We start from the raw sequence: 25,429 nt of genomic DNA on the forward strand, positions 1-25,429 counted from the left end.
GGTTAGCTAAGATCCATCAGCGTTCCGCACCAATGACGTTCAGGACACCACATGACTTTGCAGCAGGATCGGGCCATCGGCGCCCCCGGACTTTGGCCCGACGTACGGACCGGCGACCGTCTTGAAGACCTCCCGGCAGACGCACCGTGCCCGGACGACTGCCACTTCTGCTCGGGCCCCGAGACCGACTGACCCCTTCCGGGATGCTTTTCGCAGCCCGGTAGAACTCGCCGGTAGAATCAGGGTACAGCCCGCAGCCGGTAGCGTCCGCGGGAGCAACCATGGCCGCCGCTGGTGAAGGGAGTGTCCCGTGCGCACAGCCGCCAGAGCACCTTTCCACGCCCTGCGCTCGGCCATGGGCGCACTGACCGTCCTGTCCCTGGCGGCCGGCGCGCACACGCTCGCCGGCGGACAGCTGCCGTCACCCGGCATCCTGTTGGCCCTGCTGGCTCTGACCGGGCTGGCTGCCACCACCGCCACCCGGCTGAAGCTGAACCTCCCGGCCGTGGCAGGGCTGCTCGGCGCGGGACAACTCGTGCTGCACGAGGCCTTCACCGCCTTCGGCGCCCCTGCACTTTCCTCCGCACGCTCCGGCGCCGCAGCCGGACCGGCGGGCGACCTCGCGCACCACGCCGGGCCCTTGTCGTTCCCGACCGGCCTTGACAGCCCGCTCGCGGCGTCAGGACTGGATTCCGGACTTTCCGTGATGATGCTGGCCGGCCACGCCCTCGCAACGCTCCTCTGCGCCTTCCTCCTCGCCCGGGGCGAGTCGGCCCTGTGGGCCCTGGCGGCCTGGCTCCGCCCGCTGCTCCGGCTCCCGGCTGCGGTGACGCCCGGCGCCGTCGCGGTGCCGGCAGCCACCGGCTGGCCGACGAGGTCCGTACCGCTGCCGTGGCGGAACCTCCGGCGCGACTGCCGCCGCGGGCCGCCCGCCGCCGTCGTCCGTTCCTGACTCCTTTCCCGGCCGCGGCCGCCCCTGTGCCCTGCCGTCCTGTGCCTTCTGCTCGGGCCCGGACCATCCGCCTCGCCGCCGCGCCACCCTCCCCATTTTGTGCGCCCGCCGCTGGGCAGCGCACGCCTGAAAGGCAACCCCTGTGCAAACTGCATCCCCCTCCGTCCTGCGCCGCACCCTCACCGCCACGGCCGTGGCTGGCGGCACCGCTGCCCTGATGCTCGCCGGAATGACCGGCGCCTCGGCGCACGTCGGTGTCACCCCGGACAAAACCACGGCGAACTCCTACTCCCTGCTGACCTTCGGGATCCCGCACGGCTGCGGGGAGTCCGCCACGACGAAGGTGACCATCACCCTCCCCGCCGAACTCAACGACGCGCAGCCCACGGTCAACCCCAGCTGGACCGCCGCGAAAGTAACGGAACAGCTAGCCGAACCAAAGAAACTTCCGGACGGGACCTCCATCACCAAGCGGACCCGCCAGATCGTCTACACCGCCAAGACGCCGCTGGAACCCGCGCTCCGCGATGCCCTGGTGCTCTCGGTGAAACTGCCCGACGCCGCAGGGAAGACCCTGTTCTTCCCGACGCTGCAGAACTGCGAAGCCGGTCAGACCGACTGGTCCGAACTCCCTGCCGAAGGTCAGGACCCGCACTCCCTCAAAGCGCCGGCGCCCTCCGTGACGGTTACGGCGGCCGCTGCTGCGGCTGACGGACACGGCGCCCATGCCGCCAGCACGCCGGACACCACTCCGGAGACGGTCCAGGCCGCTGCGGTGAACGACGGCGGAGCCCAGGCCCGCAGCTGGGCCGGGCTGGTGGCCGGCGTCGGCGGTCTCGCCCTCGGCGGCCTCGCGCTGGTCCGCAACCGGGGCAACACGCCTGCGCCGGTGCGTGTCCCTGCACCCACCTCCGGGCGCAACGCTGGACCCAACTCCGGGCCCAAGGAGTAGCTGACCTCGATTGATGCCCGGAAATCACAATCCGGGCATCAATCCGGCCCCGCCGTCGTGGCGTCGTTGACTCAGGCCACAACGAAGGTGAAGGTTGTGCCATGACGGCTCAGCGAACCAACACACGACTGGTATTCACGACGGCGGCAGCCGCGGCGGCGCTCCTCCTTGCCGGCTGCGGCACCGGCACGCCGCAGGCCCAGACGTCGAGCGCCCCGGCGTCGTCCCCCGCCGGCTCCGCGAGCCAGCCCGCCGCCACCGGCGCGGCCACCGCCCTGGCTTCTTCAGGCCCCGGCTCGCCGGCCCCCGCGCCGGCGGCGTCCACGCCCGCCGGACCCGGACTGTGCAAAGCCGCCGGCCTGACGGGCACCATCGATTCCACCGGCGGCGGCGCAGCCGGCAGCGTCTACATGACGCTGATCCTGACGAATTCCGGCGCCGAGCCGTGTGTGCTGAAGGGCTTCGCAGGCGTCTCCCTCACCGCCGACGCCAACGGTGCCCCGATCGGCGCCCCCGCAGCCCGCGACGAGTCCACACCGGCCGCCGACATCCTGCTCGCGCCGGGGCAGGCCGGTGCCGCCACACTGCGCTACAGCCAGGCGGCGAACCACCCCGACTGCAAAATGGCCCCCGCCGCCGGGTTCCGCATCTACCCGCCCGAAGACACCGCCTCGCTATTCATCGCCCAGCCCCGGGATGCCTGCAGCGACGCCGAAACCCGGCTGCTCACCATCGGCGTTTTCCAGGCCCGGTAGCCACGCAGACGCCGAGGTGAGATTTCCCGCCGATGTCCGTCCGGATCATGGGCGCAAAGTCTCACCTCCCGGGGGTGATTCCGCCCCGATTGCCGCCCGGCATTTCCTGTCGGCGGGGTAAGGCATGATGGAGGAATGAAGGGGCAGGAGCTCGCCGGCGGCACACTTGCGGCCGAGGCCATGGACCGGTTCAGCCGGCCGACCCGGGACTGGTTCCTGGGCGCGTTCGCTGCGCCCACCCCCGCCCAGAACGGTGCCTGGAACGCAATTTCCTCCGGCGCCCACGCGCTCGTGGTCGCCCCCACCGGTTCCGGCAAAACGCTCGCGGCCTTCCTCTGGGCGCTCGACCGGCTGCTCGTCTCAGCCCCCGCCGAACCCGAGGAACTCCCCGTCCGGGACACCGCGAAGGGCACCCGGCGGAAGGCCCCCAAACGCAACACCCGGGTGCTGTACATCTCGCCGCTCAAGGCGCTCGGCGTCGACGTCGAACGCAATCTGCGCGCCCCGCTGATCGGCATCACCCAGACCGCCAAACGACTGGACCTGCCCGCCCCGCTGATCACCGTGGGCGTCCGTTCCGGTGACACCCCGGCGTCGGACCGCCGCTCGCTGCTCAGCCACCCGCCGGACATCCTCATCACCACGCCCGAGTCGCTCTTCCTGATGCTCACCTCAAAGGCGCGGGAGACGCTGAGCGAGGTGGACACCATCATCATCGACGAGGTCCACGCCGTCGCGGGCACCAAACGCGGCGCCCACCTGGCCGTGTCCCTGGAACGGCTCGACGCGCTGCTCCCGAAACCCGCCCAGCGGATCGGGCTCTCGGCCACCGTGGAGCCCAAGGAGCTGGTGGCGCAGTTCCTCGCCGGCTCAGCGCCGGTGGAAATCGTGGCCCCGCCCTCGAAGAAGACCTGGGACCTGACGGTCTCGGTCCCGGTGGAGGACATGTCCGATCTGCAGGGCGCGGCCGGCGCGTTCGACTCCGGCCCGGCCTCCGGGCTGCAGCCGCAGGCGTCGATCTGGCCGCACGTGGAGGAGAAGATCGTGGACCTGGTGCTGGCGAACCAGTCCACCATCGTGTTCGCCAATTCCCGCCGCCTCGCCGAACGCCTGACTGCCCGGCTCAACGAGATCTACGCCGAGCGGCAGATGATGACCGCAGGCGGCTGGGACGGGTCCGGTGCGGGGGCTCCCGACTTCGAGCCCGCGGGAGCACCGGCCGGCGGCACTCCCGCCGCGCCAGCCTCCGCTGCGGTACCCTCCTCCACCGCGACACCGGCGCACATGATGGCGCAGGCCGGCAGCACCGCCGGGGCCGATCCGGTGCTGGCCCGGGCCCACCACGGCTCGGTCTCCAAGGACCAGCGGGCCCTGATCGAGGACGACCTGAAATCCGGCCGGCTGCGCTGCGTCGTGGCCACCTCCTCGCTGGAACTCGGCATCGACATGGGCGCCGTCGACCTGGTGGTGCAGGTGGAATCCCCGCCGTCGGTGGCCAGCGGGCTGCAGCGGGTGGGCCGCGCCGGTCACCAGGTCGGCGAGATCTCCCAGGGCGTCCTGTTCCCCAAACACCGCGCCGACCTGGTGCACACCACCATCACCGTGGAACGGATGCTTGCAGGCAAAATTGAGCGGCTCTTCGTCCCCGCGAACCCGCTGGACATCCTGGCCCAGCAGACCGTGGCCGCCACGGCGCTGGGCTCCATCGACGTGGAGGAATGGTTCGCCACGGTGCGCCGGTCCGCGCCGTTCGCCTCCCTCCCCCGCTCCGCCTTCGAGGCCACCCTGGACCTGCTCGCCGGCCGCTACCCGTCCGACGAATTCGCCGAACTGCGGCCCCGCATCATCTGGGACCGCAACGCGGGCACCATCGAGGGCCGCCCCGGCGCCCAGCGGCTGGCGGTCACCTCCGGCGGCACCATCCCGGACCGCGGGCTCTTCGGCGTCTACATCATCGGCACCGAGACGGAAGGGACCGGTTCCTCCGGATCCCCGGGCTCCGCCAGCGGCGACGGCCGGGCGGCCAGTCCGGCCGCCGCTGCGGCCAAGGGCGGCCGCCGGGTCGGCGAGCTCGACGAGGAAATGGTCTACGAATCCCGGGTCGGTGACGTGTTCGCCCTCGGCGCCACCAGCTGGAAGATCGAGGACATCACCCACGACCGGGTCCTGGTCTCCCCCGCGTTCGGCCAGCCGGGGAAGCTCCCGTTCTGGAAGGGCGACTCCCTCGGCCGCCCGGTGGACCTCGGCCGCGCCCTGGGCGCGTTCGTGCGCGAACTGTCCGCGTCCGACGTCGGGCCGGCCATGGAACGCTGCAAGGCCAGCGGCCTGGACGATTTCGCCGCGAACAACCTAATCCAGTACCTTGCCGAGCAGAAGCTGGCCACCGAGGTGGTCCCCAGCGACACCACCCTGGTGGTGGAGCGCTTCCACGACGAACTCGGCGACTGGCGGGTGGTGCTGCACAGCCCGTTCGGCATGCCGGTGCACGCGCCGTGGGCCCTCGCCGTCGGTCAGCGGCTGCACCAGCGCTACGGGATGGACGGCTCCGCGATGGCCGCCGACGACGGCATTGTGCTGCGTGTGCCCATGATGGAGGACGAGCCGCCCGGGGCCGAGCTCTTCCTTTTCGATCCGGAAGAACTCGAACAGATCGTGACGGCGGAAGTCGGCGGCAGCGCCCTCTTCGCCTCCCGTTTCCGCGAGTGCGCCGCCCGGGCCCTGCTGCTCCCCCGCCAGAACCCGGGCAAACGGCAACCCCTGTGGCAGCAGCGGCAGCGCTCCGCCCAGCTGCTGGACGTCGCGCGGAAGTACCCCACTTTCCCGATCGTCCTCGAGACCGTCCGCGAATGCCTGCAGGATGTCTACGACCTTCCGGCGCTCAAAGACATCGCGGCGTCCATCGAGCGCCGGGAGCTGCGGATCCTGCAGACCACCACCCAGCAGCCCTCGCCGTTCGCCAAGTCCCTGCTGTTCGGCTACGTCGCGCAATTCCTCTACGAGGGCGATTCGCCCCTCGCCGAGCGCCGGGCCGCCGCGCTGGCGCTGGACTCGACCCTGCTCAACGAGCTCCTCGGCCGGGTCGAGCTGCGCGAGCTGCTCGACGCCAAGGTCATCGACGCCACCGAGCGGGAGCTGCAGCGGCTCGCGCCGGACCGGAAGGTGCGCGGGCTGGAGGGTGTCGCGGACCTGCTGCGCCTGCTGGGCCCGCTGACCCCGGAGGACGTCGCCGCCCGGCTCGAACCGGCTGCCGGGATTAGTCCGGCGGCCGGGCCCGGACCTGAGGTAGCCCTTGGCGACGAGGCTGGGCTGGTCGAGGCTCCGGAAACGGAACCGGCGGTCGAGGTCGTGCCTCCCATCGCCGATGCCACCGCGCATCTGGTGGCGCTCCAGCGCGCCAACCGCGCGATCAGGGTCAACATCGGCGGCGCCGAACGCTACGCCGCGGTGGAGGACGCCGCACGGCTGCGCGATGCCCTCGGCGTCCCGTTGCCGATGGGTGTGCCGCTGGCCTTCATCGAGCCGGTCGCTGATCCGCTGGGGGACCTCGTCTCACGCTATGCCCGCACCCACGGGCCGTTCACCTCCGCGGAGGCCGCCGCCCGGCTGGGACTCGGCGTCGCCGTCGTCGGCACCGCGCTGAAGCGGCTCGCCGCGGACGGACGGGTGGTGGAAGGCGAGTTCCGCCCGCACGCCGCACCTCCGCAAGCCCCGGCCGCTGCGCTAGCTCCCGGAGCCGACGACGGCGACGGCGACGCGGGCTCCGGCGGGACCCTGGCCACCGCGCCCACGGCCCCTTCGCTGGCGGGCGTCAGTGAATGGTGCGATGCCGAGGTCCTGCGCAAGCTCCGGCGCCGCTCGCTCGCCGCGCTCCGTGCCGAGGTCGAGCCCGTGGATGCCGCCGCGTACGGCCGCTTCCTGCCGGCCTGGCAGAACGTCCGGGTCCCGGGCAAGCGCGGGCAGTCGGCCCTGCGGGGACTGGACGGGATCATCACGGCCGTCGACCAGCTGTCCGGTGTGCCCATTCCGGCCTCCGCATGGGAGCCCTTGGTCCTCGCCAGCCGGGTGTCCGACTACCAGCCCGCCATGCTCGATGAGCTGATGGCCGCCGGTGAGGTGCTCTGGTCCGGCGCCGGCGCGCTCCCCGGCAACGACGGCTGGGTCAGCCTGCACCTGGCCGATTCGGCCGAGCTGACCCTGAACCCGGCCATCGACTTCGAACCCGGCGACGCGCAGCAGCGGCTGCTGGACCACCTGCGCAACAACGGCGGCGGCTACTTCTTCCGGCAGCTGACCGACGTAGCCGGCGGCATGGATTCCGTACTCAGCGACCAGGACGTCGTCTCCGCGCTCTGGGACCTCGCCTGGGCGGGCCGGATCACGGGCGATACCTTCGCCCCGGTCCGGGCCATGATTGCCGGCGGCCACACCGCGCACCGTCAGGTCGCCCGCGCCCCGCGGGCCCGGGCCCCCCGGCTGAGCAGGCTGGGCCGCGCCCACGGGACCGGTCTGCTCGGATCCCCCGGGCTCACCGGCGGCCGGTACGGCTCCGCGAGCGGCGCGGCAGCCACTCCCCCGCTGGCCGCCGGCCGCTGGTCCGCGCTGCCCGCCCCCGAACTCGATGCCACCATCCACGCCCGGGCCACCGCGGAACTCCTGCTGGACCGGTACGGCGTGGTCACCCGCGGGTCGGTCATGGCCGAGAACATCCTGGGCGGCTTCGGGCTGATGTACAAGGTCCTGGCCCGGCTGGAGGAGGCCGGACGGTGCCGCCGTGGCTACTTCATCGAGCACCTCGGCGCGGCACAGTTCGCCGTCCCCGCGACCGTGGACCGGCTGCGTTCCTACGCCGAAGACACCCAACTCCACAAACCCGACCCGGTGGCCCTGGCCCTGGCCGCGACGGACCCCGCCAACCCCTACGGCGCCGCCCTTCCCTGGCCTGCCCTGAACGTCGAGGCGGGAACCGGACACCGTCCGGGCCGGAAGGCCGGCGCCCTGGTGGTGCTGGTCGACGGCGCCCTGGCCCTTTACGTGGAACGCGGCGGCAAGACCCTGCTGGCCTTCAGCGAGGACACCGAAGTCCTGGCCGCGGCCGGGGCCGCCCTGGTCGGAGTGGTCACCCGGGGCGCGGTGGACAAACTCATCATGGAAAAGGTCAACGGCCACGGCATTCTCGACACGCCCGTCGCCGCCGCACTGGCCCACGCCGGCGCCTACTCCACGCCCAAGGGACTGAGGATCCGTGCCTGAGGGCGATTCGGTGTTCCGCGCCGCCGCCCAGTTGCATGCCGCGCTGGCGGGCCAGCAGCTCATCTCCTCAGACTTCCGCGTGCCGCGGTTCGCCACGCTCAAACTGGGCGGCTGGACCGTCACCGAGGTGGTCCCGCGGGGCAAACACCTGCTCATGCGGCTCGAGGGACCGGCCCGGGCCGGTGGCGGCGGGAGCCACGAGGCGCCGGACCGGCTGACGATCCACTCCCACCTCAAGATGGAAGGCACCTGGCAGGTCTACCCGCCCGGCGGCCGCTGGCGGAAGCCCGGGTTCACCGCTCGCTGCGTGCTGCGCACTGCGGCGGCAGACGCCGTCGGGTTCTCGCTGGGCATCCTCGAGGTGGTGCGCACCTCGGAGGAAGATTCCGTGGTCGGCCACCTCGGTCCCGATCTGCTGGGTCCGGACTGGGACCTGGCCGAGGCGGAGCGGCGGATCCGCGCGGCGCCGGACGTCCCGATCGGCGTCGCACTGCTGGACCAGCGGAACCTCGCCGGGATCGGCAACATCTATCGCTGCGAGGCCTGCTTCCTCTCCGGCGTGCACCCGGCGGCGCCCGTCTCGGCGGTGCCTGACGTGGCGGCAATGATCACCGACGCCAAGGTGCTGCTGGAGGCCAACCTGGGAGCCGGGCGCCGGACCACCGTCCTGAACCAGCGCGGCGCTGTGGTCGGCCGGAGCTTCGGGCTGCCCGGCTACTGGGTCTACCGGCGTGAAAACCAGCCATGCCTGAAATGCCGGACCCCGGTAAGGCGCGGAGTCCTCGCCAAAGCCACCGGCACCGAAGAGCGGGACATCTACTGGTGCCCGACATGCCAGCCGCTGCCGGGGCCCGCGTAGTTCCACTCCGCGGTTCGTACCGCGGCGGCCTGGCCGGCAGCGCCAGGCTGCGGCGGCCCGGCGCTAGGCTGCTGCGGACTGGCGCGCGGCGCCTTAAGGTGCAGCACTTTAGGTGCGGCGCCTAAGGTGCTGCGACCGCGGGATCGGCTGCCGCCGGCAGCCCGGACTCCTTCGACTCCGGCACGGTGAACCGCGGCAGCAGGAGCTGCACCAGCGGGCCGATGGCCAGGGCGTAGAGCACGGTCCCGATGCCCACGGAGCCGCCGAGCAGCCAGCCCGCGGCGAGGACAACAATCTCAATACCGGTCCGGGACGTCCGGACCGACCAGCCGGTCCGGCGGGCGAGTCCGGTCATCAGGCCATCCCGCGCACCGGGACCCAGCCGGGCACCGATATAGCAGGCGGAGGCGATCCCGTTGAGCACGATGGCGCCCGCGAGCATGCCGGCCTGCCCGCCAAGGTGGGAGAACTCGGGGATCAGCGCCAGCCCGACGTCGGCGAAGACGCCCACCAGCACGGCATTGCACAAGGTGCCGAAGCCGGGCCACTGCCGCAGCGGAATCCACAGGAGCAGCACCAGGAAACTCACGATCACCACGACCGTGCCAATACTCAGCCCGGTCTTGACCGCGAGGCCCTGGTGGAACACGTCCCACGGGTCCAGGCCGAGGCCGGCGCGGATGAACATGGCCAGGGATATGCCGTACATGGCGAGGCCGATAAGGAGCTGAAGGAGCCTGCGGGTCATCATGCACCCCATCCTCCCGGACAACTGGCCTTGCATTCCATAGCCAGTTTGAAATACTGGCCCTATGTCCGGATCCCTGAACCCCAGTTCGCTCACCCGACTGCTCGGCGAGTGGAACCTCGGCGCGGCCCCCGCCTACCGGGAGCTCGCCGACGTCGTCCGCCTTCTGGTCCTCGACGGCCGGGTGCCGCTGCATGTCGCGCTGCCCAGCGAACGGGCCCTGGCCGCAACACTCGGCATCAGCCGGACGACCGTCACCGCCGCCTACGCCCTGCTGCGCGAGCAGGGCTTCCTCAGCAGCGGCCAAGGCAGCCGGGGCCGGACGTGCATCCCGCAGTCCGGTCCGCCGGGCAACGGCGGCGGCGGCGGGGCGGATCTCAGCGGCGCTCCCGGCCTGGCCGTTCCGGACGGAATCCTCGATCTCGCCTATGCCTCGCTGCCGGCCAGCGGCGAGGTGGTGCACCGGGCGTTCGCCTCCGCGCTGACCGAGCTGCCGGCGCTGCTGCCCGGCTTCGGCTATGACGCGCTCGGCGTGAACCCGCTGAGGGAGGCCATCGCCCGGCACTATTCCGCGGCCGGGGTGCCCACCACCGCGCGGCAGATTCTCGTGACGTCCGGCGCGCAGCACGCGCTGAACATCGTGCTCCGCACCCTGACCAGCTGGTCCGACAAGGTCCTGGTGGAGCATCCCAGCTACCCGAATGCGCTCGACGCCATTCGGGCCGCGGGCTGCCGGCTGGTGCCGGTGGCCATGCCCGCCGCCCACCCGCACCCCCGATCCGGGGCCTCCGGCGTCCGGCCGGGCTGGGACCTGGAAGCGATCGAGACCGCGCTGAGGCAGCAGCGGCCCGCCATGGCCTATATGGTCCCGGATTTCCACAACCCCACCGGGCGGCTGATGCCGGATTCCCAGCGGCGCCGGCTGGTGCGTGCCGCCGCTGCAGCCGGCACCGTCCTCCTCGTGGACGAGACGCTCCGGGAGTTGAACCTCGACGGCGTCGCCTCCGCACCGCTGGCCGCGTTCAGCCCCGCCGTCGTCTCCATCGGCTCACTCAGCAAGTCGCACTGGGCCGGGCTGCGGACCGGCTGGATCCGGGCCGAGGAGCCCCTCATCCAGCGGTTCGCCGCAGCCCGCACCACCATGGACCTCGGCGGCCCGGTGGTGGAACAGCTCGCGGCGGCACACCTGGTCAACGCCCTCGCCGAACCCCTCCCGGCACGCCTGGCCTCCCTGCGGGACAACCGGGACGCACTGCTGGAGCTCATCGCCGGACGGTTGCCGGGCTGGCAGAGCGAACGGCCCGACGGCGGCTTGTCCGTGTGGTGCCGACTGCCGGCCCCGATCAGCACAGCCCTCGCCGTGGTGGCCCCGGACTTCGGCATCCGGCTGGCGGCCGGACCCCGCTTCGGCACGGGCGGCGCCTTCGAGCGCTATCTCCGGGTGCCGTTTACGCTCCCACCGGGGCACCTAGAGACCGCGGTGGCGGCGCTGCGGTCCGCCCAGGACAAACTGGAGGCGTCCCCGCAGTTGCGGCGCAGCCTCGGAGCCCCGCCCGCGGCAGCCATCGCCTGACACCCGCCGCTTTTACGACCCGGCTCGGCGACGCTGCCCTGCCGGGGACGGCACCGGGAGGTGCGGACGGGCTAGGCGTAGACCTTCTCGAGGAACCCGCCCCACGCCTTCGCCGTGGGTTCGGAATCCCCGCCGCCGCTGAAGTCGTGGACGGTCATGCCGACCGTGGCACCGAAGGCATTGCGGCCGAAGAACCGGTACAGTGTGTCCGCGGTGCGCAGACCGAGGAAGTTCTCGTTCGCGAAGTCCACCTCCCCCGAGAGCCGGCCGATGCCGTCGAGCTCCAGCTCCACGGTACTGCCGGGCTCCGCGCCGTCAACACCCAGGGCCTTCTTGAGCCGCACGAAGCCGTCCGGCGCCGCCGAGGCGGGCGGGGCCTGGATGTCCGTGAACACCACCGGCCGGCCGTCAAAGTACTTCAGGTACTGGCCGAGGGTGTGCAGGTAGAACTCGGTGTGCTTGCTGGCACCGTCGTACTGCTGGTCCCAGTTCTCGGTGAAGACGCCGCTGTGGACGTAGTGCAGCCGGGCGCGGCCGCCGTCGAGCGGCTCCAGCACGTGCTCCAGCTGGTTGAACCAGCCGGCCGGTCCCTCCATCCGGGACACCAAGTGGCGGGGGTAGTCCTCTACGGGCCGCACGGCCGGCCACTCGTCGGTGGGGAACATCCAGCCGGCTTCATTCTTGGTGACTGCCTCCCAGACGCGCTCCGGGGTGGCGGGCAGTTCCGTGTCTACGACGATTTCGAAGTTGCGCTTGTCAGTCATTGTCCTGTTCCTTAGCTGGCGGGTTTGTGGGTGGTGCCTTGGGTGTTGCCGTATTCAGTGTCGGGTGAAGCGCGACGACGAGGCGGTGCTTGCGTCCGCCGCCTGCGGTGGCGCCGTCCGCCGGGGCCCCCGGTCCGCCGTCGTGATATTTGTCCACGAGCCGGGTCACCGCGATGCCCAGCTCCTCGGCGAAGGCGGCCCGGTCCGCGGCCGTGCGGAAGGTGATCGCGCCGTCGATGGCAAAGGTGGCGAGGGGCTGCTTGGCCGCGGCGGCGCCCGTGATGAGCTGTCCCATCTCCTGGACCATGCGGCCGGCGAGCGCCAGCAGCCAGAACGCCGAAAAACGGTCGGAGAACCGGTGCGGGTCCGGTGCCACGGAGGCCAGCGCCGCCGGGGAAATCAGGTACGAGGCGGCGCTGGCCTGCAGGATACGCTCCGTGACGTTGCCCTTGCGGCGCTCCGCCACGAGCTCCACCAGCCCGCGGCGTTCCAGGGCCCTGAGGTGGTAATTGACCTTCTGGCGCGGCAGACCCACCTTCGCGGCGAGCTGCGTGGCCGAGCCGGGCTCGGCGAGTTCCATCAGGATGCGGGTCCGGATCGGGTCCAGCGAGGCCTCCGCCGCGGCCGGGTCTTCGATCACTTCGATGTCCAACATGCCTCCAGTCTGGCTACCGACAGTTTTAATTGTCAAGAACTTTTTTACCGTCGGAGGGACGATGCGCCGAGTTCGCCGGAGGCGTGCCCGATCGCCGGTAGCTTACGGCGAAGCCAGCAGGTTCCGGCGATCTCGCCGCCCGGGAGCACTACGCGGCGAGCCCACGCCTCGGCGGGCTGGCACCGAGGCGCACCCACGCGCAAGCGCGGCGGCACCGGAACAGAGCGGCGGGGCCGGCAAAGTAGAATGGACCGGTGATGCAATCCCCCCTGCCCGTGCGCGACGGCGTCAATGCGACCCGCCTTCGCCTCCCCGACGAGGGCCCCTGGGACACCGCGATGGACTACATGATGCACCGCTGGGGCCATATCGACCCCCAGGGCATCGAGGACCGCTTCGACGCCGGAGAGATCGTGGGCGAGGCCGGCATCCCCCTGGACCGCGCCACCCCACTGCGGAAACACACCTTCATTTGGTACTACCGCACGCTGCCGCCGGAGCTCCGGATCCCGGTGGAACTGAAGATCCTGCACCAGGACGACCACCTTCTCGTAGTGGACAAGCCGCATTTCCTGCCCACCACCCCCGGCGGCACCTACATCCAGGAGTCCGCGCTGGTGCGGCTCCGGAACCAGCTGAATCTGCCGGACCTCATTCCCATGCACCGGCTGGACCGCATGACCGCCGGGATCCTGCTGCTCTCCACGAATCCGGAAACCCGCGGCAGGTACCAGGTGCTCTTCGAGAAACGCCAGATCCAGAAGGAATACGAGTGTGTGGCGGCTGCCGAGCCGGCGCCCGGGCACCCCGCCGCCGACTTCCCCCTGGTGGTCCGGAACCGGATGACGAAGTCCCGCAGCTACCTGCTCGCCGAGGTGATCGACGGCGAACCCAACGCCGAAACCCGGATCGAACGGCTGCAGACCTTCCCCGACCCCGACGCAGCAAACGACGACCCCGGCCCGGAAACTCCCGCCGGCCACCTCGCCGGCAGCGCGGCCGACGGCGCCACCCGGCGCCGTGCGCTGTACCTGCTGGAGCCGCACTCAGGCAAGACCCACCAGCTCCGCGTGCACATGGCGTCCCTGGGGCTAGGGATCGTCAACGACGCCTTTTACCCGGAACTGCTGGACAAGGCGCCGGACGATTACACCAAACCGCTCCAGCTGCTCGCGCGCGGGATCCGGTTCACCGACCCGATGACCGGCAAGCCGGTAGCGTACCGCAGCGGGCTGGAGCTCAGCGAAGCGCGCTCATCGGCGGCAGGAAGCTGACCCCACCTGGGAACAGTCCCGAGCCGGCCGCCACGTCACTTCACGGACGGGCGCCGGCCCGGAAATGCGGTAACTTGTGCCCATGGACTTCGGCAGCGCAGACGGCTGGCGGGATGCGATCTATTTCTGGATCATCCCGGTTGTTATGGGCGATGCCATTTTTCCGCCCCTCCCTTCGGAAATGGTGGTCATCACCGGCGGCGCGCTGTCCGCCGTCGGACGCGCCAACGCCTTCCTGGTGGTGCTCCTTGCCGCCGCAGCGTCCTGGCTTGGCGACATCCTCGTGTTCCAGCTCTTCAAACGGCGCCTGAGCCACACCCTGGACCGCTGGCGCTGGGGCCGGTCGTTCCATCAGGCCGTGCACACCGCCATCGCGAAAGCCGGCCGCTCCACCACCTATGGGGCGATCATCGGGGTCCGCTTCATGCCGGGCGGACGGCTGGCGACAACTGCCGCCGCCGGCATCGCCAACGTCTCCACGCGCGGATTCAGCCTCTGCGCGGCCCTCGGCGGCTTGCTCTGGGCCGTCTGGTCCGTCGGTCTCGGTTATGTCACCGGCGCAGCCACCGGGCTGCCGTTCTGGGCGAGCTCCCTGATCGGAGTCGGCGTCGGCGTCCTGGTCGGGGTCGTCCTCGGCGTGATCGTCACGCGGAGGCGCGGTAATCGCTCCCCCGTCGTGGACGGACCCGACGAGGAACTCGACTTCTGAGGCGGGCGGAACCCGCCTAGACGGGCGCCCAGCGGCCGCGGTTGCGGCGGAGCACCATCAGGTGGCCGGTCACCGCAACGCGTTCGACGGAGTCGCGCATCATCGCGGCCGACTCCAGCGCTTGGCGGTTCTCGCCGCTGTACGAGGTGGGTTCGACCAGGAAGCGCAGGTTCAGCTGCGGAACCCCGCCGGCCAGGTCCAGCTGGTTCGCCTCGACGTGGTGCCGGGTCTCCAGGGCTTCGACGGCCGCGGCCATCACGGCCTCCGGCGGGTTGCCCGGCTTAAGCCCGGTGATCTTCAGTCTGGTCTGGAACGACGGCATGGAACAACCCTAGCGGGACGGGCCGCCCGCCCCGCACCGGTTCAGCCGGTGTTGCGCAGGCCCGCTGCAACGCCGTTGACCGTGATCAGCATGGCGCGCTGGAGCCGTTCGTCGATCTCGCCGTTGGGCATGCTCCCTGCGGCGGCCTCGGAACGGATCCGGCGCAGCAGTTCCACCTGGAGGTAGCTGATCGGATCGAGGTACTGGTCCCGGATCTCCAGGGAACGCTTCAGGACGGGCTGCGCGTCGAGCAGCAGGTCCTCGCCGGTCAGCTTCTGGATCTCGGTAACGGTCAGCTCGTATTCTGCCCGGATGGTGCGGAACAGGTGGTGGAGTTCCGCCGGCACGAGGGTGGAGACGTAGTAGCCGGCGATGTCCATATCCGTCTTCGCCAGCGTCATTTCCACGTTGGAGAGCACCGAGCGGAAGAAGTGCCAGCTCTCCATCATCTCCACCAGCTGGGCCGAGTGGCCGGCCTCGCGGGCGGCCTTGAGCCCGGAGCCGACGCCGAACCAGCCCGGAACGATCTGCCGGGACTGCGTCCAGCCGAACACCCAAGGGATGGCCCGCAGGCCTTCAAGGCCCGCGCCGGAATCGGGCCGCTTGGACGGCCGGGACCCGATGTTGAGGGATCCCAGCTGTTCCACCGGGGTGGACGCCATGAAGTAGGCCGGCAGGTCCGGGTCATCGATCAGCGTCCGGTACCGGGCGAAGGCGGCGTCCGAGATGGTCTCCATCACGTGGCCGTAGCGTTCGCGCTGGTCCTCCGAGGTGCGCGGTGTGCGGTGCAGCGCGGAGCCCTGCATGACCGCCGCGAGCGAGAGTTCCAGGTTCTCGCGGGCGAGTTCGGGCAGCGAGTACTTGTCCGAAATGACCTCACCCTGTTCGGTGAACTTGATCTCGCCTTCCAGCACCCCGTTCGGCTGGGCCATGATGGCGTCGTAGGTCGGCCCGCCGCCGCGGCCCACGGAGCCGCCGCGGCCGTGGAAGAGGCGCACCCGGACCCCGTGCTTCGCCGCGATGTCCCGGAGCTTGCGCTGGGTCTTGTGGATTTCCCACTGGCTGGTCATCACGCCGGATTCCTTGTTGGAGTCCGAGTAGCCGAGCATGATTTCCTGGATGTCGCCGCGCAGCCGGACCAGCTCGCGGTAGGAGGAATCGGAGAGGAGCCGGTCCACGATCTCGGCCGAGGCCCGCAATTCCTCCACGGTTTCCAGGAGCGGGGCGAAGCCGATCCTGGCATACGGGGCCGCGCCGAAGAGACTGACCAGGCCGGCCTCGCGGGCCAGCACCGCCGCGGCAAGGACATCGTCCGCGCCGCGGGTCATCGAGACGATGTACGTCTCGATCACGTCCGGGCCGTAGGTGCGCAGGGCCCGCCGGATCTCGCGGAAGACGTCATAGGTGCCGTCGGCGACGCCGTCGAGCTTGATCGGGTGGCCGGAGAGCGGGCGGCGGGAGGCGAGCTCGGACCCGAGCACCTCGAGCCGCTCGGAACGGCTGAGTTCCGCGTACCGGACGCCAGGCCCGCCGAGGCGGTCCATCAGCTGCCCGACGGCGTCGTGGTGGTGGTCGGCGTGCTCACGGATGTCCAGGGTGGCCAGGTGCAGGCCAAAGGAGGCGATGGCGCGCCGGACCCGGGCCAGGGCGCCGTCGGCGGCGAGGGCGGCGTGGTGGTTGCGCAGCGAGCGCTCCAGCAGGCCCAGCTCGGCGAGGAGCTCCGCGGTGGCGGTGTAGTCGCGGCCGGGTTCGTGCGTCGATCCGGCCGCCACGCGACGGCCCGTGTTGAGCAGCTTGGCCTTGATGCAGGTGAGTTTGAGCCGGTACGGCTCCTGGGCGTTCAGTTCCAGGACCCGGCGGTCCAGGCCCGGGAGGTTCTTGAGGTCGACGTCGATCGAGTCCAGCAGCTCCTGGTCCGCCCCGGCAAGGGCCGTCGAGTTGGACAAGATGGAGATCAGCCCGTCGATCAGGCCGATGCTGATCCGGATGGCGTGCTGGTTCTGGATCTGCAGGATTTCGCGGGTGACGGCAGCGGTGACGTTGGGGTTGCCGTCCCGGTCGCCGCCGATCCAGGAGCCGAACCGGATCGGCGCCTTCTCCACGGGGAGGCTGACTCCGTGTTCGGCGAGCAGTTCGGAGAGGTCCGAGAGCATCTCCGGCATGGCGTCGCCGAGGATGCCGGTGAGGTAGTAGATCGCGTTCCGGGCCTCGTCCACCGGGGTGGGCCGGACCTGGCGGAGCTCGTCCGTCTGCCACATCTGGTCGATCACTTCTGCGAGCTGGCGGTCCTGGCGGCGGCGCGCGGAGGTCCCCTCGGGGGTGGATTCGGCAAGGATGTCCGAGAGCCGGCGGACCTTGTCCAGCACGGATCGGCGGGAGGCTTCGGTGGGGTGTGCGGTGAAGATCGGCCGGACGTCGAGTTCGTTCACGACCTCCTGCAGCACGGACGCGCCGGCCTGGCCCGCGATCTCGTCCACTGCTTTGGCCAGCCAGCCGTCCTTCTCCTGGCGGGTGCGCAGCCCGCGGACGCGGTGGACTTGCTCGGCGGCGTTGGCCAGGTGGAAGTAGAAGGCGAACGCGCGGACCAGATCGGTGGCCTGATCCAGGGGCAGGGAGCCGAGCAGTTCACGGACCTGCGCGACGACGTCGTGCGAACTCCACGGCCCGGTGGCATCCGCACCGCCCCGGGCGGCCTCCTTGGATTCCTTGGTCAGCAGGCGTACCTGCTCCACCAGGTCCAGGAGTTCTGGCCCGTGCTGGCGGACCAGGGATTCGCCAAGGAGGGTGGAGACCCGGCGGACGTCCGCGCGCAGTTCGGAGGCGAGATCTGTGCCGGTATTCATTGCAGTGTCAGCCATGTCAACAGTCTTTCGAGGGGTCGGCGAGGCTCGTACACTGCGCTGGATACTGTGAGCCGGGTTACGTGTTCCTATGGGATGTTACCCGCAGCGTCGGCAGCTTGGGAATCCGTCTCAGCTAGTGTCAGCCCGGCGACGGGGATCCCTCGCCCGGGCATTGGAGGCGGGCCTTCAGGCCGGGGGAACGGCGATCCGGCCGGCGGAGTCGACCCGCACTGTACCCGCCGGCCCGTTGCCCAACCAGGTCCATCTGTGGTTGTGTAACTCCGTGGAGGGGAGTATCCCCACGTTGTTCCGTCGTCAGTCCGGCCCTTGAGCGGCCCGGCGGGCAAGCCCCCTGTGGCGGGAAAGACCTCCGGTTGGTATTAACTGACTGGAAGCGGGTTCCCCCTGATGAATGTTCCCTTTTGGGCCTGGTTGGCCGTCCTTGGCGTCATCGTTCTGATGCTTGCTGTGGACCTGTTCGCGCATCGCCACACACATGTGATCGGTGTCCGTGAAGCGGCGCTATGGTCTGCTGCATGGGTTGCCTTAGGAGTTGGTTTCGGCGCCCCGGTATGGCAGGTTTACGGGGCAGAGTTCGGCCAGCAGTATTTCGCCGGATACCTTATCGAGAAGTCGCTGGCCGTCGATCATGAGTTCATTTGGGCGATCATCCTCACGTACTTCGCGGTGCCCCGCGAATTCCAGCATCGGGTGCTGTTCTTCGGCGTTCTCGGCGCCTGGGTGTTTCGCGGTGTCTTCATCGCCGCCGGCGCCGCGATAATCGCCAGCGCGGAGTGGGTGCTCTACCTCTTTGCGGCGTTCCTGCTGCTGACCGGCTACCGGATGATCCGCCACCGCAACGAGCAACTGGACGCGGAGGAGTCCAAGGTCCTCGGCTTCTTCCGCCGGCGCGTGCCCATGACACAGGACTTCCACGGTCAACGCTTCCTGATCCGCAAGAACGGCGCCTTGCTTGCGCGCGGCGGGCATCGATACGATCATCACCGAATCCGGCGTCGCGAAGGCCACGTCCTACAAGTACTTTCCGGCCAAGGACGATCTGATCCTCGCCTACCTGGAAAAGGTGGACGGCGTCTGGACCGGCCAGCTCCACGCCGCCGCCGAGGCCGCCGGGCCGGACCCCGCAGACCAGCTCGCGGGACTCTTCGACGCCCTCGCCACAGCCTGCCGGCGGGACGGCTACCGCGGCTGCGCCTTCATCAACGCCGCCGCCGAGGCCGCCGCCGGCACGCGTGTGCACGCGCGTACCGTGGCGCATAAACAGCACGTCCTGGCATGGATCCGGGGGCTGGCCGAACAGGCCGGCGCCCGGGATCCGGACCGGCTCGCACGCAGCCTCACCCTGCTGCTCGACGGCGGACTGGCCAGCGGGGTCCTCGACGCCGACCCCGCAGCCGCCTCAGCCGCCCGCTCCACCGCGGCGGAGCTCGTGGCCGCCAGCCTCAGCCGCCACGCGGCACCCTCACCGCACCGGCCTTAACGGCACCGGCCCTCACGGCAACGCCGGGGCAGGTCAAGTCCATTCGCGTGGTGTAACGCGGTTGTCGCGTGTTTCTTGATTTTGGTTAGGCGCTGAGCGCCAGTTCGGGTTGGGGCCCTCGTGTTCGGTGGTTGCTGCGGGAATGGCGCCGTCGGTCTGTGATTGTTGGATGAGGCCCAGTCTGAGGTGGCGGCGGGCTTCGATCCGTTCATCGTGCTGTTCGGCGGGGACGGCGCCGACGAGCCGGATCAGCGCGGCCCTGCCCGGGAAGATCCCGACGACGTCGGTGCGGCGCCGGATTTCCCGGTTGAGGCGTTCCTGCGGGTTGTTGACCAGACTTGTCGCCAGAGGCCTTTGGGGAAGGGCGTGAACGCGAGGATTTCTTCTCGGGCGGCTTCGAGGTGGTCCGCGACGCGGGGCAGCTTCTCGGCGAGGGCGACGAACACGCCGTCGGTCGCCACGATTTACGCGTACCGCGCTGCCACGTCCGGGGCCTCCTCCGGTTGGGGTTTCGACCGGGCGAAGATCATGGCATCACTCGACATCGTCGCCAACAGGTGTTCCTCCACTGTGCCGGAGGAGACGCCGACGAAGACATCCGCACCGGCGAGAGCCGGCGCCGGATACCACGACGCGGAGTGACGAGTGTTCCCTACCGAGCACTTTGGCACCGTTTGGTGAGCGCAGCCAGGACCAAGACGGCCGTGCCGTGCTGGTCGTCATGCATTACCTGGTCAGTTTCCGGAGGGATACTCAGCCATGGACTTGAAAACCCGCTCCGTTGCGCCTTCGAGAGGATCGTCCTATACTGACTAGTCGGTACAAAAGTGCTGACGAGAGAGGAATGACGTGCAGACGACACTGGTGGCGGATGACCTGACCGTGAGTCACAAAAGAGGCGCGGTCTACGGCCCGGTGAGTTTCAGAGCCGACGATGGCCTGACAGTGATCTGCGGTCCGGCGGGCAGCGGCCGCACCAGCCTGCTGCTCACCCTTGCCGGCCGGATGAAGCCCAGTACCGGCACGCTCTCCGTACTAGGCGAGGAGCTGCCACGGCACGCCCGCCGCATTCAGCGCAGCACCGGAGTCTCTGGGTTCCACGGCATCGACACGCTCGAGGATTCGGTCAGCGTGGGCGCGGCCATCCGCGAGCGCCACGCCTGGCTTGCACCGTGGTGGGCCTTCATCCGCGCCGTCGACGACGCCGAGGTCGCCCGCGTCTGCGGCCCGATCTTCGGCGATATCCCGATTCCGGCCGCAAGCACCATGATCTGGGATCTCGACGAGGTCGGAATGGTGCTGTTGCGTGCCTCACTGGCCATGATGAGCCGGCCCCGGATGCTTTTCTTCGACCAGGTGGAACAGGTGCACTCTGCCGACGCTCGCCGGCAGCTCTGGGACCGGCTCGGCGCCATTGTGGCCGCCGGCACCCCCGTGGTGGCCTCGGCCATCGCACCCGACTTTGAAATGTGGGCGGATCTGGGTATCAGCCCGTCTGTCCAGTACATGAACCAGGAGATCCGCTAGATGTTCGCCTTCCTCTCAACCGGCACGGAGCTGCGCCGCTTCGGTAAGGGCACGCTGCCCAAGATCGCGCTTGTCGTTTTGATGTTCATCCCCCTGATCTACGGCGCCCTCTATCTCTGGGCGTTCTGGGCACCCGACAAGGAGCTCAGCCACCTCCCCGTCGCCCTGGTCAACTCCGACACCGGCGCCATGCGCGACGGCAAAGCTGTCACCGCCGGAGATGACCTGGTCGACAAGCTCATCGAAGGCAACGATCTGGGTTGGGTCGAAACCAGTGCGGCCGACGCCGCAACCGGAGTCAACAACGGCGACTATTACTTCTCCGTCACCATCCCCGCCGATTTCTCCACGGATGCCGTCTCTGCCGGCACCGACACCCCCGCCCCGGCTGAAGTGCAGGTCGACTACAACGACAGCAACAGCTTCCTGGCCTCAACCATGGGCAAGCAGGCCATGGTTCAGCTGCGTGACGCAGTATCCCTGAACATCGGCGACCAGACCGTCAACGCAATGCTCGTGGCCGTGAACGAAGCCGGTGACGGCATCCGCAGCGCCGCAGAGGGCGCGGGTACCCTTGCCGACGGCCTCACGACAGCCGAGACCGGCACGGGCAGGCTCGTCGACGGGCTGGGCGAGCTGTCCAGTGGCGCAGTGACCCTCGACAACGGGGCGGCTAAGTTGGCCGACGGTTCGTCAACACTGGCCACCGGAATCGGGACGCTGTCCAACGGCGCCAGCACCCTCTCCAGCTCATCCGTTCAACTGGCGGATGGCGCTCAGCAAGTCTCCGGAGGCACCCAGCAGGTGTCAGATGGAATGGCCGCCGCCGCCGCAGGGGCAGCCACTCTTGCGGGCTCGTCAGACCAACTTGCTGCCGGGGCCGCCAGCATTTCCTCCGGCACCAAACAGCTCGCTACGGGAACTGCATCACTCTCGGGAGGCCTGAGCGACCTCGCGGCCGCCATGGCTGCTGCACCGGCCGGAACCCCGGCGTCCGCCTTCCTGCCCTCCGTGACGAAACTCTCCGACGGCGCGCTCACGCTCGACACCCAGACCCAGGGTGCGGCAGGCCAGACTGCCAGCTATGCCACGTCAAGCGGCCAATTCGCTGCCGGCGTCACCACGCTCTCGGATGCCCTCACGGCCGGTGCCCCCGGTGCCGCCCAGGTCGCCTCCGGTGCCTCCGATGTCGCCGCCGGCGCCAGCGCGCTCTCCGCCGGAACGGGCCAACTCGCCAGCGGTGCAGCCACGGCCGCAACCGGAGCGAACACCCTCGCAGACGGCAGCTCGGCCCTGTCCGCCGGGACCGGCTCGCTCGTCGAGGGCAGCAACCAACTCGTCGACGGCGGTACCGCCCTTCAGGACGGCACGGTGCAGCTCGCCGACGGCAGCCGCACTCTCGCCGATGGCCTCCGGGACGGTGCGGCAGCCGCACCGGACGACAGTGATGCGCAGATCGCCGCCAAGGCCTCGGTCATCTCGAACCCGGTCGACCTCAACCAGACCTGGGAGAATGCCTCCAGCAGCTTCGGTGAGGGCTTCGCTCCGTTCTTCATCGCCCTGGCCACCTTCGTTGGTGCGCTGATCACTTGGCTGATCCTTCGGGCTCTGCCCACCAGGGCACTGGCGAGCGCCGCCTCCGGTCTGCGTGCCACCATGACGGGTTTCCTTCCTGCCATGGCGATCGGCCTCAGCCAGGTCGTTATTATGGTTCTGGTGCTCGTTTACGGCATCGGCCTCACCCCGGCGCACTGGCTGGGTATGTCGGCGTTCATCTACCTCACGACTCTGGCGTTCCTGGCGCTGCAGCAGATGTTCATCATCCTGCTCGGCACCGCGGCCGGCCGCGTGGTCAGTCTGGTGCTGCTGATGCTGCAGCTGAGCTCCTCAGGCGGCACCTATCCGGTGGAGACGACCCCGGTCTTCTTCCAGGTCATGCACCCGTGGATGCCCGCCTCATACGTGGTCTCCGGACTGCGGCAGCTCATCACGGGCGGGATCGACTCTAGACTGTGGCTGTCCGTGCTCGTGCTCGTGGGCATCCTGGTCGGCTCCATCGCCATCAGCGCCTGGAGCGCGTCCCGTCAGCGGATGTGGACCATCACCCGGCTGCACCCCGAGCTGTCCATCTAGGCCTTGGGCCCGCAGCAACACCGACGAAAGGACTGGCAATGCCCCGGGCGACAGGAACAAAACGGGCCATTCTGGATGCCGCGCTTGAACTGGCCGCCACCCGGGGTATCACCGGCACCACGATGGACGACGTCGCCGAGCGCGCCGGTGTGGCCAAAGGCAGTCTGTATTACAACTTCAGCTCCAAGGACAAGCTCTTCGAGGCTCTGTTGCAGGAGGGGGTCGGCGCGCTCGCCGACTCCCTCCAGGCGGCGCGGATCGGCCTGTACGGCCGTGCCGCTCTGGAGGCATTGATCATCGTGCTGCTCGATCGCATCGAGGCCAATGCCGGTCTGGCCAAGCTCATGGCGGCCGAGATCTTTCGGACCGACCGGGCCTGGCAGAAGACCCTGTTCGCTCTCCGGCACGACGCACTCGCGGTCTTCGCCGCGGCGATCGCCGAGTCCCGGCCGGCTACTTCGGCGGCCGGCACGAGCGGCCTGATGGCGTCGAGCGTCTTCGGGGCCGTGCTGATGGCGGGCCTGGAGTGGCTCGTCTTCGAACCGGAGCGCCACCGCGACGAGGTGTCAGCCACCATCCTGGAGTCCCTCTCCGGTCGCCTGCTCGCCTAATCCCGTGATTCGCCGGTGCCCCGACCGGTCCGCGACGCAGGATATTGCGACCGTGATGGCCGCGCATCCCAAGTCCTCGCTGGCCCGGTCGGCTTCGGCCGACTACGCGCACAGCCAGGGTCACCTGCTAGAGGAATCCCACTGCATCGCCGGAGGCGCTAGGCGTAGTCACTGGCCACGGCGCGGGCGGAGGCGCTTCAGCTCGCTCTGCAGCCGTGCGTTGACCGCTTCCAGCTCCAGCACCTTGGCCACGCCGGCCAGATTGAGCCCCTCCTCCAGTAGCTCGCTGATCCGCCGCAGCACTTTGAGGTCCGAGTCGCTGTCCTGCCGCGTGCCCCCGGCGGTGCGGTCCGGCGTCAGCAGTCCCTTCCGCTGGTAGAGCCTGATGTTCTGCTGCCCGGGCCCGGGCAGCTGGGCCACGACGGAGACCTGGGGCTTCGAGAGCCGGGTGATGCCCAGGGTTTCGACGAGTTTTTCCATCCGCCTGGTGGAGACCCCGAGCAGGCAGCAGGTCGAGACCACGGTCGTCAGGGCGGCTTCGGCACGGCGGCGGCGCTCCAGCAGCCAGTCCGGGAAGTAGGAGCCGTGAGGCACTGTTGAACGGCGCCCTAAGCGCCGCCTAACATCCGGGAAATCTCCGGGCTCTCCGGCCTGCCGGTGCTTCCGGGCAACTCTATATTGACATATCTTGAGGTTTTGTTGACAACTTCTGTCAATACACGCTGCCGTCACTCTGGCGGTCAGCCTGCCTCAAGGAGCCCCCCGTGAATACCGCCCCGCCTCCCCCCGCCCTGCCCGCCCGCCCGGGATGGCCACCGGCCGACGCAACCAGGCTCAGGCCGCTGATCGCCGTCGCCCTCGTCCTCAGCCTGCTGTTCGCCGGACTTGTGGGGCAGTCCGCGTCTGCACCCCGATCGCACGCTGCCGCGCCGCTCACCGTTGCCCAGGCCATTGCGACCCAGAACGGCTCGGCGGCCGCGGTGACCGGCTACGTTGTGGGCCAGCCGACGTCGGCCACCACCGTACTGCGCAGCGGTTTCACTGCGGACACGGCCCTAGCGATCGCCGACTCGGCTGCCGAGACGAGCACGGCGAAGATGCTCTATGTCCAAATCACGACGGCGTACCGCACGCCGTTCGGGCTGCAGAGCACCCCGTCCCTGATGGGCAAGAAGATAGATGTCACCGGATTACTGACGGCCTACTTCTCGCACGCCGGGTTGAAGAGCCCCACCAGCATGGCGCTGTCGGCGGCACCGACGCCCACCCCGACGCCCACCCCGACCCCGACGTCCGATGGCTACTACGCTCCGGCTGCCGGAAAGACCGGCCTGGCCCTGAAAAGCAGCCTGCACCAGATCATCTCCGCGCAGCAGAAACTCAGCTACGACCAGGTCTGGGCTGCACTGAAGGACACGGACCAGGACCCGTCCAACAGCAACAACGTAATCCTGCTGTACACGGGACGCTCGCAGTCCAAGCTCACCAACGGCGGCGGCGTGGATGATTGGAACCGGGAACACGTCTGGGCCAAGTCGCACGGGGACTTCGGCACGGCCACCGGCCCGGGAACGGATGTGCACCACCTGCGCCCCACCGACGTCACCGTCAACTCCGAACGCGGCAACAAGGACTTCGACCTTGGCGGGGCACAGTCCGCCGAGGCGCCGGGCAACTACACCGACGCGGATTCCTGGGAGCCCCGCAACGCGGTCAAAGGCGATGTGGCCCGCATGATCATGTACATGGCGGTCCGGTACGAGGGCGGTGACGGCTTCGCCGATCTGGAGATGAACAACCTTGTCAACAACGGCACGGCCCCCTACATGGGGAAGATGAGCGTGCTGCTGGACTGGAACCGGATCGATCCGCCGGACGCCTTCGAGCAACGCCGCAACCAGCGAATCTACGAGCAGTGGCAGGGCAACCGCAACCCGTTCGTGGACCACCCGGAGTACGCCGAAGCCATCTGGAACTGACCGCGTTCCCCGCCCCGGCACC

General features: G+C 69.6%; 20 protein-coding genes and 4 pseudogenes. 15 read left to right on the plus strand and 9 right to left on the minus strand.

From position 1 onward, the window contains the following. The first annotated feature begins 51 nt into the window (after positions 1-51). The 6 genes from QK291_RS00255 to QK291_RS00280 all read left to right on the plus strand — a co-directional run bounded on the left by QK291_RS00255 (position 52) and on the right by QK291_RS00280 (position 8,768). The gene (locus tag QK291_RS00255) at positions 52-192 is read left to right on the plus strand and encodes a hypothetical protein (RefSeq protein WP_282377982.1); all 141 of its coding nucleotides are present in this window, start codon (positions 52-54) and stop codon (positions 190-192) included. 118 nt (positions 193-310) lie between these two features. Then, positions 311-952, plus strand: a complete 642-nt coding sequence (locus tag QK291_RS00260) for a hypothetical protein (protein WP_282377983.1) — start codon at positions 311-313, stop codon at positions 950-952. Positions 953-1,169: 217 nt separating this feature from the next. Then, positions 1,170-1,904, plus strand: coding sequence for a YcnI family protein (locus tag QK291_RS00265; protein WP_282378895.1), 735 nt, complete (start codon positions 1,170-1,172; stop codon positions 1,902-1,904). A 101-nt stretch (positions 1,905-2,005) separates the two neighbouring features. Then, a complete protein-coding gene (locus QK291_RS00270; protein WP_282377984.1) occupies positions 2,006-2,659 on the plus strand; it encodes a DUF4232 domain-containing protein in 654 nt (217 codons plus the stop codon). Between the two features lie 135 nt (positions 2,660-2,794). After that, positions 2,795-7,909 carry a crosslink repair DNA glycosylase YcaQ family protein gene (locus QK291_RS00275; RefSeq protein WP_282377985.1) on the plus strand — a complete coding sequence of 1,705 codons (5,115 nt, stop codon included), beginning with the start codon at positions 2,795-2,797 and terminating at the stop codon, positions 7,907-7,909. Beyond that, entirely contained in the window at positions 7,902-8,768 is an 867-nt protein-coding gene (locus tag QK291_RS00280) for a DNA-formamidopyrimidine glycosylase family protein (protein ID WP_282377986.1), read from the plus strand. Before QK291_RS00275 ends, QK291_RS00280 begins: the two co-directional genes overlap by 8 nt. 121 nt (positions 8,769-8,889) lie before the next feature. Here QK291_RS00280 and QK291_RS00285 read toward each other — a convergent pair whose 3' ends face one another. After that, positions 8,890-9,519 carry a hypothetical protein gene (locus tag QK291_RS00285; RefSeq protein ID WP_282377987.1) on the minus strand — a complete coding sequence of 210 codons (630 nt, stop codon included), beginning with the start codon at positions 9,517-9,519 and terminating at the stop codon, positions 8,890-8,892. A gap of 61 nt (positions 9,520-9,580) precedes the next feature. Here QK291_RS00285 and QK291_RS00290 point away from each other — a divergent pair, with 61 nt between their 5' ends. Beyond that, the gene (locus QK291_RS00290) at positions 9,581-11,089 is read left to right on the plus strand and encodes a PLP-dependent aminotransferase family protein (protein WP_282377989.1); all 1,509 of its coding nucleotides are present in this window, start codon (positions 9,581-9,583) and stop codon (positions 11,087-11,089) included. A 71-nt stretch (positions 11,090-11,160) separates the two neighbouring features. On the opposite strand, the gene QK291_RS00295 is transcribed toward QK291_RS00290, so the two are convergent. After that, complete coding sequence (locus QK291_RS00295) at positions 11,161-11,853, minus strand: SRPBCC domain-containing protein (protein ID WP_282377991.1); 693 nt, start codon at positions 11,851-11,853, stop codon at positions 11,161-11,163. Beyond that, complete coding sequence (locus QK291_RS00300) at positions 11,846-12,508, minus strand: winged helix-turn-helix domain-containing protein (protein WP_282377993.1); 663 nt, start codon at positions 12,506-12,508, stop codon at positions 11,846-11,848. The genes QK291_RS00295 and QK291_RS00300 overlap by 8 nt, the downstream gene beginning before the upstream one ends. Before the next feature lie 257 nt (positions 12,509-12,765). On the opposite strand from QK291_RS00300, the gene QK291_RS00305 reads away from it, so the two are divergent. After that, entirely contained in the window at positions 12,766-13,782 is a 1,017-nt protein-coding gene (locus QK291_RS00305; protein ID WP_282378898.1) for an RluA family pseudouridine synthase, read from the plus strand. 82 nt (positions 13,783-13,864) lie between these two features. Continuing rightward, positions 13,865-14,491 carry a VTT domain-containing protein gene (locus tag QK291_RS00310; RefSeq protein ID WP_282377995.1) on the plus strand — a complete coding sequence of 209 codons (627 nt, stop codon included), beginning with the start codon at positions 13,865-13,867 and terminating at the stop codon, positions 14,489-14,491. 16 nt (positions 14,492-14,507) lie between these two features. Here the strand turns inward: QK291_RS00310 and QK291_RS00315 are convergent, their stop codons facing one another. Both QK291_RS00315 and ppc read right to left on the minus strand, forming a co-directional pair. Further along, a complete protein-coding gene (locus QK291_RS00315; protein ID WP_282377997.1) occupies positions 14,508-14,813 on the minus strand; it encodes a hypothetical protein in 306 nt (101 codons plus the stop codon). A gap of 41 nt (positions 14,814-14,854) precedes the next feature. After that, entirely contained in the window at positions 14,855-17,671 is a 2,817-nt protein-coding gene (ppc, locus tag QK291_RS00320; RefSeq protein ID WP_282377999.1) for a phosphoenolpyruvate carboxylase, read from the minus strand. 393 nt (positions 17,672-18,064) lie between these two features. Here ppc and QK291_RS00325 point away from each other — a divergent pair. After that, positions 18,065-18,634 (plus strand): annotated as a pseudogene (locus tag QK291_RS00325) (tellurium resistance protein TerC); the annotation flags it as partial. Beyond that, positions 18,630-19,157 (plus strand): TetR/AcrR family transcriptional regulator, encoded by a 528-nt coding sequence (locus QK291_RS00330; protein WP_282378001.1) that lies wholly within the window; start codon positions 18,630-18,632, stop codon positions 19,155-19,157. The pseudogene QK291_RS00325 and the gene QK291_RS00330, both read left to right, overlap by 5 nt. Positions 19,158-19,190: 33 nt before the next feature. Here the strand turns inward: QK291_RS00330 and QK291_RS00335 are convergent. Continuing rightward, positions 19,191-19,591: pseudogene (locus QK291_RS00335) on the minus strand (transposase); the annotation flags it as partial. A gap of 33 nt (positions 19,592-19,624) precedes the next feature. Then, positions 19,625-19,887, minus strand: a pseudogene (locus QK291_RS00340) (hypothetical protein); the annotation flags it as partial. 119 nt (positions 19,888-20,006) lie between these two features. On the opposite strand from QK291_RS00340, the gene QK291_RS00345 reads away from it, so the two are divergent. From QK291_RS00345 to QK291_RS00355, 3 genes are read left to right on the plus strand one after another with little or no spacing between them, the layout of a single operon-like run. Further along, positions 20,007-20,684: an ATP-binding cassette domain-containing protein gene (locus tag QK291_RS00345; RefSeq protein WP_282378003.1), complete on the plus strand. Its 678-nt coding sequence runs from the start codon at positions 20,007-20,009 to the stop codon at positions 20,682-20,684. After that, the gene (locus QK291_RS00350; RefSeq protein ID WP_282378004.1) at positions 20,685-22,817 is read left to right on the plus strand and encodes a YhgE/Pip domain-containing protein; all 2,133 of its coding nucleotides are present in this window, start codon (positions 20,685-20,687) and stop codon (positions 22,815-22,817) included. 38 nt (positions 22,818-22,855) lie between these two features. Next, on the plus strand, positions 22,856-23,428 hold the full coding sequence (locus QK291_RS00355) for a TetR/AcrR family transcriptional regulator (RefSeq protein ID WP_282378005.1): 573 nt from the start codon (positions 22,856-22,858) through the stop codon (positions 23,426-23,428). Positions 23,429-23,596: 168 nt separating this feature from the next. On the opposite strand, the gene QK291_RS00360 is transcribed toward QK291_RS00355, so the two are convergent. Next, complete coding sequence (locus QK291_RS00360) at positions 23,597-23,848, minus strand: MerR family transcriptional regulator (protein ID WP_282378901.1); 252 nt, start codon at positions 23,846-23,848, stop codon at positions 23,597-23,599. Further along, a pseudogene (locus tag QK291_RS00365) lies at positions 23,843-24,013 on the minus strand (transposase); the annotation flags it as partial. The pseudogene QK291_RS00365 and the gene QK291_RS00360, both read right to left, overlap by 6 nt. Positions 24,014-24,192: 179 nt before the next feature. On the opposite strand from QK291_RS00365, the gene QK291_RS00370 reads away from it, so the two are divergent. Then, the gene (locus tag QK291_RS00370; protein ID WP_282378007.1) at positions 24,193-25,407 is read left to right on the plus strand and encodes an endonuclease; all 1,215 of its coding nucleotides are present in this window, start codon (positions 24,193-24,195) and stop codon (positions 25,405-25,407) included. Positions 25,408-25,429: the final 22 nt, after the last annotated feature.

The sequence above is a fragment of the Arthrobacter sp. AL12 genome (genome assembly GCF_029960645.1).
Lineage (GTDB): Bacteria > Actinomycetota > Actinomycetes > Actinomycetales > Micrococcaceae > Arthrobacter.

Excerpts from the sequence above, each read along its gene's own strand:
- QK291_RS00310 (WP_282377995.1), top strand. The coding sequence starts at position 13,865 with ATGGACTTCGGCAGCGCAGACGGCTGGCGGGATGCGATCTATTTCTGG.
- QK291_RS00275 (WP_282377985.1), top strand. The coding sequence starts at position 2,795 with ATGAAGGGGCAGGAGCTCGCCGGCGGCACACTTGCGGCCGAGGCCATG.
- QK291_RS00355 (WP_282378005.1), top strand. The coding sequence starts at position 22,856 with ATGCCCCGGGCGACAGGAACAAAACGGGCCATTCTGGATGCCGCGCTT.
- QK291_RS00315 (WP_282377997.1), bottom strand. The coding sequence starts at position 14,813 with ATGCCGTCGTTCCAGACCAGACTGAAGATCACCGGGCTTAAGCCGGGC.
- QK291_RS00255 (WP_282377982.1), top strand. The coding sequence starts at position 52 with ATGACTTTGCAGCAGGATCGGGCCATCGGCGCCCCCGGACTTTGGCCC.
- QK291_RS00295 (WP_282377991.1), bottom strand. The coding sequence starts at position 11,853 with ATGACTGACAAGCGCAACTTCGAAATCGTCGTAGACACGGAACTGCCC.
- ppc (WP_282377999.1), bottom strand. The coding sequence starts at position 17,671 with ATGGCTGACACTGCAATGAATACCGGCACAGATCTCGCCTCCGAACTG.
- QK291_RS00290 (WP_282377989.1), top strand. The coding sequence starts at position 9,581 with ATGTCCGGATCCCTGAACCCCAGTTCGCTCACCCGACTGCTCGGCGAG.
- QK291_RS00300 (WP_282377993.1), bottom strand. The coding sequence starts at position 12,508 with ATGTTGGACATCGAAGTGATCGAAGACCCGGCCGCGGCGGAGGCCTCG.
- QK291_RS00305 (WP_282378898.1), top strand. The coding sequence starts at position 12,766 with ATGCAATCCCCCCTGCCCGTGCGCGACGGCGTCAATGCGACCCGCCTT.
- QK291_RS00265 (WP_282378895.1), top strand. The coding sequence starts at position 1,170 with ATGCTCGCCGGAATGACCGGCGCCTCGGCGCACGTCGGTGTCACCCCG.
- QK291_RS00270 (WP_282377984.1), top strand. The coding sequence starts at position 2,006 with ATGACGGCTCAGCGAACCAACACACGACTGGTATTCACGACGGCGGCA.
- QK291_RS00350 (WP_282378004.1), top strand. The coding sequence starts at position 20,685 with ATGTTCGCCTTCCTCTCAACCGGCACGGAGCTGCGCCGCTTCGGTAAG.
- QK291_RS00285 (WP_282377987.1), bottom strand. The coding sequence starts at position 9,519 with ATGATGACCCGCAGGCTCCTTCAGCTCCTTATCGGCCTCGCCATGTAC.